Here is a 14,125-nt window from a genome sequence, read left to right as displayed (position 1 = left end):
AAATACTCCTTCCTGCAAAAACTGCCTTTGCTGTTATATTTCACGTAATAAATAGATTTATAAGTTCATTACAATGATTGTTGCAAATGCTTAAGCGTTTCTTATACATGGAAGAGCATTTGTTGCAAAGTATTAAACGTTTGCAACAACTAATTATACATTTGCTGCAAATGCTTAAGCGTTTCTTATATATGGAAGAGCATTTGTTGCAAAGTATTAAACGTTTGCAACAACTAATTATACATTTGCTGCAAATGCTTAAGCGTTTCTTATATATGGAAGAGCATTAGCTGCAAACGCTCAAACTTTGACAACTAATGTTTAAATTTGAGCGATGTCTACAGAGACGTAGGACTGAAAAACAATGTAGAGAGGTGGGAATAATGTTTGGTTAAGGCAAGAGACGCGATGAATCGCCGTCTATACAAGAATACAATCTATTTAAACTCCTCTACTGCTTGCGATCGTGGTTAACACGTCTCCATAACATGCACCAACCGAATTAATAAATCTCGCACTGCGTTTCTATCCCGCCTCGGAATGAATTCCGAGTCTCATAGCTAAAGTCCACGCTTTGTGGACTTCAGCTATTAGCCCTGAACTTTAGTTCTGGGCGGGATGTCGATAAGTGTGACAGTTTAACTCTGACAAAAATGTGAGTAAAAGAGTTGAAACGTATGTGGACAGCACTTGTGTGTACACCGTAGGTTCACGGGGCGGCATACCTCTGCGTCACATCCAATCAATAAGCGGGCATAAGACCCTATCGGCACTTGAGCGCTATTTAGAAGTGATCGACGACTCTTAACGTCAGGCGATCGCGCTTGTTGATTTTTTAATCTTCACAAAAAATTGTACTGTTTTTAGCTTTGCGATTTACTGAGTTTTCCTCTGCCTCTGCCTTCCTCGATAAGTATATGAACCGAATCATTTTAAGGAAGGGGATGGTTTACTGTGTGCAAGTGCCACCACAGCTTGAACTAACTCTTGTGGATCAAGGGGCTTGGTAACGTGGCGTTGATAGCCACTGGTTATCGCTCGCTGGTAATCATCAACTCTGGCATAAGCAGTCAAAGCGATCGCCAGAATGTGTCCCCCTTTTTCCGGGGTTAAAGTTCGGATTTGTTGAATCAGGGAATAACCATCGACTTCGGGCATCCCAATATCACTGACTAAGACATCGGGTTGAAAGGACTCCAGGTTTGCCAAAACTTCTGCCGCAGAGGAAACAGTCAGGACTTGCGCTCCGTATTCAGTAAGCAATACTGTTAATAGCTCACGGGCATCAGGATCATCATCAACTGTGAGGACTCGAATCCCCGTGAGTTCAAGTGCTTGTTGTGACAACTCATCTATCTGCTTGATTTCCGATTCAACATTCAGCAGTGGCAACTGGACTGTAAAGGTGGCTCCAAAGCCTTCACCAGGACTATCAGCCGCGATCGTGCCGCCATGAGCCTCAACTAACTGACGGACGATCGCTAACCCCAATCCCAACCCCCCATACTTGCGAGTAATTGAGACATCTTCTTGACGGAATGATTCAAAAATATACGGGAGAAAGTCAGGGCTAATACCTTTGCCAGTGTCGCTGACGATAATCTGTACTTGATCATCGACTTGCTTTAATCGGATTTCTACCCGTCCGCCTTTGGGAGTAAACTTGATAGCATTAGAAAGTAAATTCCAAACGATCTGTTGCAGGCGGTTGAAATCTCCAGAGATTTGCCCAATATTCGGCAGTACTGAATGTAATAGTATTGATTTAGCAACAGCTGCTGTACTTACGGTGTCGATCGCACATTTAATGACAGATGCCAGATTTACAGGAGTAGCATCGATGCTGAGTTTGCCGCGCAGAATCTTGGCGACATCGAGCAAATCATCAATCAGTTGAGTTTGCAGTTTAGCGTTGCGTTCGATGGTAGCTAAGGCTTCAACTGTTTTAGTTTCATTAAATTTGCGAGTTTGCAGCAGTTTTGTCCAGCCGAGAATGGGGTTGAGAGGCGATCGCAATTCGTGGGAGAGAACGGCAAGAAACTCATCTTTGATGCGATTGGCACGTTCTGCTTCAGCCCGCGCGGCTTGCTCTAGCTGGAATAGGCGATCGCGTTCAGCTTCGAGTTGTTTTTGCGCTTCGATATCAGTTGCACTGCCAAACCATTTGACAATTTGACCTTGCTTATCCTTTTGCCCAATTGCTTGGTGTAGATGCCAGCGATAAACACCATCTGCTTGCCGCATACGACCTTCGGCTTGATAAGAAGTACCCTGTTCTACTGCCTTGCTCCACCGTTGAGCCATAATAATTACATCTTCTGGATGGACAATTTCTTTCCAGCCGATGGTGTAGGATTGTTCTGGCGTTAATCCTGTGAATTCCAACCAACGTTGATTGACATCGAGTAACGCTCCTTCAGGGTTGGCTGTCCAGACTAATTGTGGGATTAATTCTGCCAAGCACCGATAGCGTTCCTCGCTTTGGCGTAATGCTTCTTCTACCTGTTTGCGATCGGTGATATCTTCGGCAATACCTGCAAACCGATAAATCTCTCCTGTTTCATCTCGAAGCCCAAAGCAGCGATCGTGAACCCAGCGAATGCTACCATCGGGTAAAATAATCCGATATTCCTGAGCAAATTTACCTGCAACAGCTTTTTCATGAAACGCTCTCTGGGTCGATTCTCGATCTTCTGGGGAATCATCGACAATTAGGAGTGTGCGCTGTTGCTGAGACATTGTAAATTAATTGAGCGAATAGAGTTAAAGCCCACATTCCGCAGATTATCATAGAGAAATCAGTCTTTTGAAAATAGCGCTAAAATCCTCATTTATATAAAGATTTTGCCATAGCCATATTTCTTAGCAATGCCTAAAGAAAACAGGCGTTTCATAATCGCGGTATGAAAATAATTTTGCAATGTAGACGATATTGACTATATCGTGCCACTTTCAGATATTCCTTCTATTTTGGTAGCTTTAGTTAATATCCCAATGGAAATAGAACCAGAAAACCCCATACCTAGCAAGATGGAGTTTGAAACTGAATTGAAGAAGAATTCAGCTATTCTGAATTCAGGAGCGGAGCCGGAGACGTTTCCGTTGCTCCGGTCAGAATCAAGACGCTCTCTACGAAACGCTCTTGCTAGCTTGCTTCCCCGCAGGGGTACGCGGACTCGAAGGAGCGCTGCGCTATCAGTCGGGGATTGGGACCCGCGACTACGAAAGTTGACCACCAAAAATTCTAGTTTTGTGGGGGTGCAAAAACGCCGATTATTCAGACGCGACTCGAAAATACTCGCTAACGCTGCGCTATCGCGGACTCGCTAACGCTACGCTATCCGCTTTTTCAGTCAGAATACCCAACTGAATTCTGACGACTGACGCATGTATTCTGTTCGATAATAGCGTAATTGTTCTACTCATCACTTAACGTTTCAATCAACAAATCCACCTGTTGCTGTCGTTGCTGCAAAAAACCTTCGCACTGACGCAAATACTCAACAGCAGTTGCAAATTGGTCAAACACCGCTTCCAACTCCAACTCACCCGCCTCAATCCGAGCAATTATTCCCTCTATCTCAGCAACCTTCGCCTCATAATTCCAACCTTCCTCAGAACTAGAAGCACCCTTACGTTTAACCATTAACCTCTCTGTGTCCTCTGCGCCTCTGCGGTTCGTTTACTTCCATAACCTTCACTTTAACCCCACCCTGCCCCAACTGAATCACTAACTCTTGCCCCACAGCCAACTCCGCCGCAGAACGAGCGATCGCCCCATCTTCCCGCCTTACCACCGCATAACCACGCTGCAACACAGCTTTCGGGTCAAGACTAGCCAACTTCTGCCGCAACAACTCTAAATGCTGCGTTGCTTGCTGCGATCGCCCCGTCGTAATTTGCACCAAATGCTGACGCTTCCAACCTAACTTGTCCACCTCCAGCTGCACTTGCCGATCTAACCGCAACCGTCGCAAACGATTTCGTAATACTTGCAGTTTATTAAGAGAATTTTCCCCAAAGTCATATACCGCCTCATGTAAAGCCACAACTCGCCCCCGATGCTCAGTATACAACTCTGAAAGTGATGGCACAACCAGTTCCGCCGCCGCAGTCGGTGTATGCACACAAGCATCTGCAACTAAATCTGCTAAAGATTCATCTCGTTGATGACCGATACCAGTAATTACAGGAATAGAACAACTAGCAAGCGATCGTACCACTCGTTCATCATTAAAACAAGCCAACTCCTCCACCGCGCCACCACCACGGGATAAAATTAACACTTCGGCGCGGCCATCTCTTTCCACCCGTTCAATTGCCTTAACGATAGATTCAGGTGCTTGCTCACCTTGTACTGTTGCGGGAGAAAACAAAACCTGTAAACCTGGATACCTTTGCTTGAGAGTTTTTTGAATATCACCCCAAGCAGCCGCAGTTGGTGAAGTGACGACAGCGATCGTTTGGGGATGGATTGGGAGCGATCGCTTTCTTTGAACGTCGAACAACCCCTCAGCCAGCAAGCGATTTTTGAGTTGTTGATAGCGTAGCGCCTGTAAACCAACACCAGCAGGTAGAGTCTGCCAAACTGAGAACTGATACTCTCCCCGTTGCGGATAGACGCGAATACTACCCAAAATGATTATCTGCTCACCAGGAACGGGTATCTGGGCGAGTTTTGGTAATTGGCTATTCCATACTACACACTTAATTCCGGCGGTGCGATCGGTATCTTGCAGCGTAAAAAATAAACCACTGCGATGGTGGTTAGCGCTGGAAACTTCGCCAGTTACCCAAACTTGGCGTAATTGTTCATCTTGCTCTAACAGCAAGCGGATATAGTCAGTTAATCCAGATACTGAAAGTGCAGTATGGAGAATGAGAGAGTCGGGAAGGTCGAAAGTCATCAAAGATGCGTAAGAGCAAAAACCTAATCAAATCTTAGCAAATAACGTTAATTGATAGCTATTGTGTTGAATTATAAAATTGGAAATACCTCAAAATTCCATTAGACATAAATTAATCAGTAAATAATGCAAGGAATTGTTTAACTTCTATAGGTAGATAAGAAACTTATTCACCGATAGGGCTATTTCGTTCTAGACATAAACCGCTTAGAACTAAAGTTCCTTTCTTATAGCTAAAGTCCGTTTTAACGGACTTTAACCTTTTATCAGTCGTCTTTAGACGACTTCGCTATTAGACTCAGAATTCATTCTGAGGCGGGCTAGATGAAAATGAAATAGCCCTGATTCACCGATTTATTCATTACAAGCAAACAACTCTGCACTTCTAACAAATATTTTGCCCCACTGCACCGCCATTAATGCTGAGTTACACTAGATTAAGGAACCATAATAATTTATATTGGAGTTTCAAACCATCATGGAAAAGATAGAACTTGAACTAGATAGACTCACCTTTGAGCGAGCAAAAACTTTGGCAATAGTCAATCAATCAACTTTAACAGAATTGATTACTTATGTAATTGAACGTTTAGCAGAAATTCAGGAGAAAAAAGATCCATTAATGGGATTATATGCGGATGTTCCAGAAATTGTTGATGAAATTGTTGCAGAGGCGATGGAAAAAAGAGGATATACTGGATCAGATGAATAAAGTAGAAAAGTCCCTACTTGATACGGATATTCTTTCAGAAATTATTAAACGAGCAAATCCTCGTATTATTGCTAAAGCCAATATTTACTTAAACCAGTTTGATAAATATACAATTTCTGTAATTACAGTTATGGAAATTGTAGAAGGTTGGCAAAAACGTAAGCAAGAAGAACGCCTTCAGCAATTTTTAACTATCGTGAGTTCACAGGAGATATTATCCTTTGATTTGACAGAAGCTGTTCATGAGCGATCGCCCATTATGGCTGAAAGAAACCATTCTGTTTTCTTAGGAGCGGTATTAGCAGGGAAAATCTACGCTGATTTAGAGACAACCAAAAAAAGAATTGGTTATCCTGATTGTATGATTGCAGCAATTGCCATCCGTCATAATCTAACTTTAGTTACTGGTAATTTATCTCATTATCAAAGGATTAAGGATTTAGATTATTCACTAAGACTAGATAACTGGCGTTTATAGTGACAATGGTGATGGATGAAGTGGCATCAAGTTTAGCCATTAGCTAAATTCTCTAATGCAGATGTATTTTATAACTTAATTTTTATATCCTGTATTACAGTATGGATGGGTTATCTGTCCGTTATCTACACTTGCCAATCCACCATCTTCTCGTGGAATCAGAGCATCTAGATTAACTTTAGCCATGATGTTTTTCCCTGTATTGCTACAATTATACGTCAAGCTCATAGGCAGCAAGTACAATTGAACATCATAGCCTCTCAAAGCTGAAAGTCATCTCAAGCATTGAAAATCCCTTTACTACTACCCTAGAAGCTTTCTATATCTAACCCCGACCCGATGAAGCTGCTGTCGATGATATGATGATTGGCATAGCGATCGCTCCTAATTTAGCAACCTCCGCAAATGCTCACGAGTCCGGTTCTACTGACAGTGTTGTTTAGGTAATTTATTTTTTTGTTGAAAACCCCTTGCTTACCCAGCCAAAAAAAGCTATCTCTGAATGCAAGTTGGTATCATTGTGCAAGACTACCCTAATCTGGTAGCGATCGAGTTACGATCTTGTTACACCCCTTTTTTGATTTGAGAAGTCCTATTCCAGAATTTTCTGGTTAAAATAGTATATCTGTTCTACTCAAACTTCCACAACACTCCTTAAAACCATATATTTAGAGGCATTAGAAGCAGGAATGGCTATCAACACCGATACTTCTGGCAAGCAAAAAGCGCTGACTATGGTGCTCAACCAGATTGAGCGCAGCTTTGGTAAAGGAGCAATCATGCGCCTGGGCGATGCCACCCGGATGCGGGTGGAGACAATTTCCAGTGGAGCGCTTACCTTAGATTTAGCATTGGGTGGTGGTTTACCCAAGGGGCGGGTAATTGAAATTTATGGGCCGGAAAGTTCCGGGAAGACTACAGTAGCGCTACATGCGCTCGCCGAAGTGCAAAGAAATGGGGGTATTGCTGCCTTTGTTGATGCTGAACACGCCCTTGATCCTACATACGCTGCGGCATTGGGTGTAGATATTGACAATTTGCTGATTTCCCAACCTGACACAGGCGAATCAGCTTTAGAAATTGTCGATCAGCTGGTTCGCTCTGCTGCGGTTGATATTGTAGTCATTGACTCAGTAGCAGCACTGGTTCCCCGTGCTGAAATTGAAGGCGATATGGGTGACGCTCACGTTGGTCTGCAAGCACGGTTAATGAGCCAAGCTCTGCGTAAAATTACTGGCAATATAGGTAAATCTGGTTGTACAGTAATTTTCATCAACCAGTTGCGGCAAAAAATCGGTGTTACCTACGGTAGCCCAGAAACTACTACTGGCGGTAACGCATTGAAATTTTATGCTTCGGTGCGCTTGGATATTCGCCGAATTCAAACCTTGAAAAAAGGTACAGATGAATATGGTAATCGCGTTAAAGTCAAAGTCGCCAAAAATAAAGTAGCGCCGCCTTTTAGAATAGCGGAATTTGACATTATTTTTGGCAAAGGTATTTCTACCTTGGGTTGTCTTGTTGACTTAGCAGAAGAAACTGGCATTATTGTCCGCAAAGGAGCTTGGTATAGTTACAACGGCGATAATATCTCCCAAGGACGAGACAACGCCATTAAGTATCTAGAAGAAAAGCCTGAATTCGCTGACGAAATTAAGAAACTGGTGCGGGAAAAACTAGATAAAGGTGCTGTTGTTTCTGCTAACTCTGTCGCTAAAGCCAGTGAAGAAGACGAAGAGGAAGAAGTCGATTTAGAGCTAGAAGAATAAGGAATGCGGATTTATCTGCAACTTTTAATATGTAGTGGGTTACATAGACAGCTAACCCACCTTTTCCAAAGTATTGATGAGTTATAGCAAGCCTAACAAAATGGTTGCCACTATATGATCAGCAATCATTTTATTTTCATGGCGTTTGTCGTTGGAATCAGTAAAAAAAAAGGGGCACAACATTTTTGTGCCCCTACGAATTGTGTATACTTCACGCAATTAACTCATCCCACGGCTATGAAAACATAGCCGTGAGGAAATCGAAGTCATTAGAAACTAATGACTAATAGACCTCTTGCAAAAGTCGAACATCCGCCCGAAAATTTATTTTCGGGCTAATAGCTCAAGTCGGTTTAAACCGACTAATAACAATAATTTTAGTCCGTTTAAACGGACTTTTGCTATAAGAGAGGGACTTGAGTCCCTGGCGGATCAAGGATTTTCGCAAGAGGTTTAATGACCATTGACTAATGACTAAATCGGCGGGCGGCTATCTCGGACACCCCTTGAAGGGATGGGATTCCCGCCGATTTTCGTTGAAAATTGCTATAATTTCCAATTTTTTAGCTGAGATTCTATGGTATTTGTCTGCTAAAAAAGCGGTCTAAAATTTCTGATTTCTGTTCCGAACTGAAGTTGTCATACCAATCTTCAAACTCTTCAACTAGTCCAGGATTTCTGAAAATCTCTGAATTATCATCTGGTTTTTCAGTCAAAAGTTTTGGTCTGTTACAGGGATAAGTAAGTATTTCTACTTGATTATCCCTCTTTCGATGCATAAGTTGCATCAATAACTCCATTGCTACAGTTGGCAATACGCGGCAGGTAGAACTCATGAAAAAATCAAAAGTCATACTACCTAGACGGATGCGATCGCCATCTTTGAGCTTGATCGTCCCAAAAGCGCGATCGTCATTCACAAATGAGCCATTGGTGCTGTTGAAGTCTATAAAGTAGAAGCCTTGATCGTCAATATATTGAATAGCAGCGTGGCGACGAGACATATAACTATCAACAATGCAAATACCACTGCTGCGATTACGACCTATTGTCCAGATTTGCTGTGGCTGCTGTAAACTTTGGGTCTGATTGTCGCACAAATTAGTCATCAAATAAACAGCAGAAGTATCCACTACACCATGTACATAACATCTCTTCCCTCTCGTCAACGACGGTTGAGATAGGTTTTCTAGCTGAAGAATTTCATCTAGAAGGCTGCTGTTGTGTTCATACAACTTAAGAAATACCTGATATAAAGTTAATCTCCGTTCTATTTCCGTTTGTGCAAAGTCAGCCATCATACGTAAACCTTGTATTACCTGATTTCGGTTGTGAATATTTTGCTTCAGCCTACAACCAGGGATAATTAATTTTTAACTTTCCGCTGCCATCTGAAAACTTGAGTAGCTTAAGAGCGTTAAATTTTACAATTTTTAAATTCGAGATTCCCTGTTGTTCCTAGCTATAAAAAGCATGGAAACATCTAAAACAAATTATTATGATCCTTTATTGTTTATTGTAAATAATCATTTGTTATTTGTAACACATAAAAATTATAAAGATTTGATTAAGAATCGCCAACTATCTACGTATTTTTGCTGGATAATCGGATATTTCTTAATATTTTCAAGAGCGATTACTATCGTTCAACCCAACTATAACCATCCTGAATTATTCGTGATAAAAAAGATCCCCGACAACTTTTACTAAGTCGGGGATCTGCGGGTTGGGTTGCAATTCTTACAAATTAAATAGGATTGTTATTATCTATTTGGTCAATTCTGAATAAATCTGAGTTTTATCGATAAGAATAAGGGCTGATTTATCTAAGCTAATGAGGAAATAAAAGCCTTGTGAGCTTTATAAACAATACAGTTCAGTTTAAGACTTGCTCCTCCCTAAGCCTCCTTAAAAAAGAGGGAACTAGTACAGAACGAAGTAAATAGAGCAACCATTTAAAATCCCTAAAGAGCTTATTCCATAATACTTTTCAATGCGTGATTTTTGAATGCGTGACTTCCGCCTTGCGGTACTAGTCTGGGAGGCAGGGCAAGGGAGTAACTTCTCAAATTTAAACTTTTAATTCACAACAAGCCTCGTTTCCCATTGGGACGGATGGTCATCCAATTTGTTTTTGCTAGTGCAAGCTGTTCATCAGAAATTTTGGCACTGGTGAGATTAGCACCACACAGATTAGCTCCTCGGAGGTTGGCATTACTGAGATAAGCATTGCTGAGGTCTGCGCCTCGCAGGTCTGCCCCTTCTAAATCAGCATGGTTAAAGTATGCTTTGCTCAAATTAGCATCCTTGAGATTTGCTCGAGTGAGACTGGCTCTGCCAAAGTCACTATTGTGAAGATTAGCTCCCTGGAGATTAGTTTTTTGCAATTGAGTGGAATGGAAATTTGTTTGGGATAAGTCAGCACCTTGCAGATTCAGCAAACTTAAATTGTGTAGAGCAAAATCTCGTCTTCCCTTCTGATAGGCAGTTAATAAACCTTGGGTATCTAATTTACGCTCAACTTTAGAAGTTTTAACTTGTGAACCATTACTGTTACTGTTAACAAAAGTCGTTGATTTGGCCATCCCAGAACCCTGGTGTAATCCAGCTGCTTCCGCTGCTGCCTTGGCTCGTCTAGCACGAATTGCTGCCGCTACCTGCGCCACTCCTGTACTGGTAGCAGCAGCAGAGTTGTTACATAAAACAGCAGAATTATCCAGGTGGTTGTGTCCTCGCTCTTTAGACCCAGTATCTGATTTAATTAGTAAACCCTTTGCTAAACTTTCTAAGTATGGTTCTATTTCCAATGCTCTAAGAACTTCTGTTGCTGACTGATAGCGATTACGTACAGACACCTCTAACATTTTTCGCAATACATTGCTCAAGTGGTCACTCACTTGCACAAGTTGCTCCCACATGATCTCGCCAGTGTTGGGATTGTAATCTAAATCTTTAGGAGTTTTGCTAGTCAGTAAATAAATGCATGTCACCCCCAGTGCATAGATATCACTGGCGTAGACTGGACGCATAGCCATTTGCTCTGGAGGTGCAAAACCAGGAGTACCAATGGCATAGGCAGTTAATGCTGTCTGTCCTGATTGATTTACCGCACCTTGGCTGATTTGGTTTTTGACGGCACCAAAGTCGATGAGTACCATTCTGGAATCTTGAGTGCGGCGAATTAAGTTGGCTGGCTTGATATCACGGTGGATCACCTTTTGATCGTGGATGTATTGCAGTAGTGGCAGAATCTCGCTCAAAAATTGCTTAACTCCAGTTTCGCTTAAGATGCCGTTAAGTTTGACCTCTTCCTGTAAAGTATCACCACTGATGTATTCTTGAACTAAGTAGAATTGCTCATGATCTTCAAAATAGTCTAACAATCTTGGTACTTGGGGATGATTGCCAATCTTACCTAAAGTTTTGGCTTCTCGTTCAAAGAGTTCTCTAGCCATCTGTAAAACGTGTGGGGCGCTTCCTGATGGGCGTAATTGTTTAATTACGCAACTCGGTTCTCCTGGTAAGCCTTGATCATTGGCTAAGAAGGTTGCTCCAAAGCCACCCTGACCTAATGGTTTGATCACCTGATAGCGATCGCGCAACAGTAGTTGCGAGCCACAAGAGCGGCACCTTTGGCTATATACCAAATTTTCTGGATTGGGACAGGTAGGATTTAAGCAGTAGCTCATGCACTGTCAACTCGCTGCACGAATAATCACGGTGAGTTGTTATACTCTCTTTCAATTATTTAGATATTAATCAACTCTTGCCAGGTAATTTTTGCTGGAAATGCTTTGAAGATTTTCTAAAGTTTAGCTAATATTACGTAAATTAATGGCAAAATAAAATAATTATTATACTTACAGTGCTAAATAGTATTTAGATTACTTTATACTATATACCAATTCGTTATAACGCTCTCTTAAAGCTTGTTACACTTAGTGTGCTGCTCTACCGCCTCGCTAATGTAATTCGGAATTGTGAAACTCAGCTTTAATCTGGGTTTTTGCATGATTTAGGACTTACGCACTGTACAAATGCATCGTGATGTGAATTAACGATGCTCCCGGAAGTTTTCAGGCTTTTCTTAATTATTCTGCGATCATAAATAGACCATGCTGTAGGGGCACAGGATTGCTCGCTTAGGAAAGATATGGTTTTAGCTTTATTCATATTTAGGGACTTCCAAATAAAAATAGGACTTACGCACGGGTAACGGAAAACGAACCACAGAGAAGCCAGTGCGTTGGGCGGGTTCCCCGACTTGAAGCAACTGGCGCGGCGCAGAGGTCACGGAGGAATGAGAGTTTGAAAGGGTTTTTGCGTAAGTCCTAAAAAAAATACTCAAAAAACTGGCGAAAAAACTCTCTTTTCCTTATTCCTCTGTGTTCTCTGTGTCTGGAGTGGTAGCCTGCGGCAAGCCCTCCGGCTTGGTGCAGTCGCTCATGGGGGAAACCCCCAGACGCTCGCGGACTCGCTAACGCTGCGCTATGCGCGGCATCGTCTCCCCTTGGGAGAAGACCGCGCTGCTTCACCGCTTTGCGTCTACGTTTATTTGGATAATTTATTTCTTGGAAGTCCCTTAGTATTTATTGTCAATAGGTAAATTCTTGATTGTTTCTGTAGTCTTATTTTCCAGAATTGGTATTTAAAGCTATTGGAGGGCAGTGCCCAACGCCAGTTGCTCTACTTGGAGCAAAGTCGAAGTGACGGCTTGGGCCAATAGCACGGCGCTAATGCTGCGCTATCGGCCTACACCTACAATGGCGTCTCCCCGAATCCCAAAGGGAGAGGCAGCACCAAGGCATAATATCAAGTTCGGGTGATAACTTATAGTAAAATCTGTCAATGTAAGTTGGGTTGTAGCAAGATACCCGTAGGGGTACGGCAGTGAAACCCAACATAAATAAGGATAAAATGTTGGGTTACCCTGCGGCAAGCCCCTTCTCTACAAGACCCTGTTCGCGTTCCGGTCTACGTTCTTCAAACGCCACTTGCTACCCTTCTCCCGATGGAGACGCTGTGTTTCGACTCCGCTCAACATAAATTCGCGTTCGGGAACGCTAAGAGCGAACAAGCCGATAAACCGCAAGGGCGCAGTGGCTCCCCAACCTAGAGATATTATAAGTGTTTAACCGAACCTGATATAAGACCGCAGTGACTCCCTTACAGAAAATCGCTGTAGAATTTTAGATGCCCAAATTTGGAGACAATTTAGAATCATCTCCATTGGTCGTTAAGAGACTATTAGCTGGCTTTCATGTTCACACTAATCAGTTGTTCGAGAAGTGCAAAAACATCACTGCGGCTGAGTTTCTCTTTACCACTAGCAAGGGCGTCAAGAGTGCCATTAGCCAAGGTTAAGGGAATTTGGCAAAAATCTAAGGCTGGGCCAGTAGGAAGGTTTTTGGTATAAGCTTCTGCCAAGGCTAGATTGCGCCGGGCATACTCTTGCATATTTTCTGCACTCCAACCCTCTGGGAAAAAGTCTACCCCACGCCCTAAATCGTCAGTATGGTTACGCAGGATATTAACTGCTTGTAAACCCCGGCCAAACCCGATCGCTTGGGTACGGTTAGTTTGCGTTCCATCGTACCAAGCCCATAAGTCCGATAGTAACAATCCCACTGCACCTGCAACCCCAAAGGTATAACGATCCAAATCAGATTCTGTATAAATTTTCCAGTTTCTTTCTGCCCAGTAAGCCATCCGGTCTGCCATTGCAGCAGTGGCATCCCAAATTCGAGGTGCAATGGTCTCTGGTGCTAGTATCGACCATTCTCTAATCCTCACTGTGACTTCTTCTAAGGTATTCTCATACCCACTAAATCCTGCAAAGAAAGCATCTACCGCGAAGCCATCAACGCCTGCCTGTAATGTCAGGCTAATCGTTCTTAACAGCTTTGCTTTAGTAGCGTTATCTAGTTCGGGATGATCTTCAATTTCATCAATGGCACGCATACACAAATATGCTGATGCTACTGCTTCTTGTAATCCTGGCGGTAAAAGACTAATTGGAATATAAAAAGTTCGGCTAGTTTCTTTGAGGATTTGCAATGCATCTCTACGTAAATTCATGTTTTCACTCCCCGATTGATTTTTGCACCACATGAAGTTTGCAGTTTTTTGATGATACTGGATATAGTTTTGACTAAACCTTAAAAACTATAGACTATAAGATACGCTAGTATTTCATCTAAAAATTAATAGTTTTTGGTATTGCAATTAACAAAACTCTCAAATTTATCAAAGTCTAATT

The 14,125-nt window shown here is 42.3% G+C and carries 10 protein-coding genes; 4 read left to right on the top strand and 6 right to left on the bottom strand.

The genetic code is table 11. The features are described 5' to 3' along the window. Positions 1-86 precede the first annotated feature (86 nt). A complete protein-coding gene (locus LC653_RS10325) occupies positions 87-290 on the top strand; it encodes a hypothetical protein (RefSeq protein WP_229494390.1) in 204 nt (67 codons plus the stop codon). A gap of 637 nt (positions 291-927) precedes the next feature. Here LC653_RS10325 and LC653_RS10320 read toward each other — a convergent pair. The 3 genes from LC653_RS10320 to xseA all read right to left on the bottom strand — a co-directional run bounded on the left by LC653_RS10320 (position 928) and on the right by xseA (position 4,907). Then, positions 928-2,739: a hybrid sensor histidine kinase/response regulator gene (locus LC653_RS10320; RefSeq protein WP_229494389.1), complete on the bottom strand. Its 1,812-nt coding sequence runs from the start codon at positions 2,737-2,739 to the stop codon at positions 928-930. A gap of 679 nt (positions 2,740-3,418) precedes the next feature. After that, entirely contained in the window at positions 3,419-3,646 is a 228-nt protein-coding gene (gene xseB / locus LC653_RS10315; protein WP_229494388.1) for an exodeoxyribonuclease VII small subunit, read from the bottom strand. Beyond that, positions 3,639-4,907 (bottom strand): exodeoxyribonuclease VII large subunit, encoded by a 1,269-nt coding sequence (gene xseA, locus LC653_RS10310; RefSeq protein ID WP_229494387.1) that lies wholly within the window; start codon positions 4,905-4,907, stop codon positions 3,639-3,641. Before xseA ends, xseB begins: the two co-directional genes overlap by 8 nt. Before the next feature lie 478 nt (positions 4,908-5,385). Between xseA and LC653_RS10305 the strand changes: the two genes are divergently transcribed. The 3 genes from LC653_RS10305 to recA all read left to right on the top strand — a co-directional run bounded on the left by LC653_RS10305 (position 5,386) and on the right by recA (position 7,866). Next, positions 5,386-5,619 (top strand): hypothetical protein, encoded by a 234-nt coding sequence (locus tag LC653_RS10305; protein WP_229494386.1) that lies wholly within the window; start codon positions 5,386-5,388, stop codon positions 5,617-5,619. Then, positions 5,612-6,097, top strand: a complete 486-nt coding sequence (locus tag LC653_RS10300) for a PIN domain-containing protein (RefSeq protein ID WP_229494385.1) — start codon at positions 5,612-5,614, stop codon at positions 6,095-6,097. Before LC653_RS10305 ends, LC653_RS10300 begins: the two co-directional genes overlap by 8 nt. Before the next feature lie 689 nt (positions 6,098-6,786). Continuing rightward, positions 6,787-7,866, top strand: a complete 1,080-nt coding sequence (gene recA, locus LC653_RS10295; RefSeq protein ID WP_229494384.1) for a recombinase RecA — start codon at positions 6,787-6,789, stop codon at positions 7,864-7,866. Between the two features lie 575 nt (positions 7,867-8,441). On the opposite strand, the gene LC653_RS10290 is transcribed toward recA, so the two are convergent. From LC653_RS10290 to LC653_RS10280, 3 genes are all read right to left on the bottom strand, one after another. Further along, entirely contained in the window at positions 8,442-9,164 is a 723-nt protein-coding gene (locus tag LC653_RS10290) for an FHA domain-containing protein (protein ID WP_229494439.1), read from the bottom strand. Positions 9,165-9,950: 786 nt separating this feature from the next. Continuing rightward, positions 9,951-11,555, bottom strand: coding sequence for a serine/threonine-protein kinase (locus tag LC653_RS10285; protein ID WP_229494383.1), 1,605 nt, complete (start codon positions 11,553-11,555; stop codon positions 9,951-9,953). Positions 11,556-13,113: 1,558 nt separating this feature from the next. Continuing rightward, complete coding sequence (locus tag LC653_RS10280) at positions 13,114-13,944, bottom strand: squalene/phytoene synthase family protein (RefSeq protein ID WP_229494382.1); 831 nt, start codon at positions 13,942-13,944, stop codon at positions 13,114-13,116. Positions 13,945-14,125: the final 181 nt, after the last annotated feature.

It is taken from the genome of Nostoc mirabile CHAB5784 (assembly GCF_020829645.1).
GTDB classification, from domain to species: domain Bacteria; phylum Cyanobacteriota; class Cyanobacteriia; order Cyanobacteriales; family Nostocaceae; genus Nostoc; species Nostoc mirabile.
Note: the sequence above shows the minus strand (reverse complement) of the source record. Positions and strands in the feature narration are given on the sequence as shown.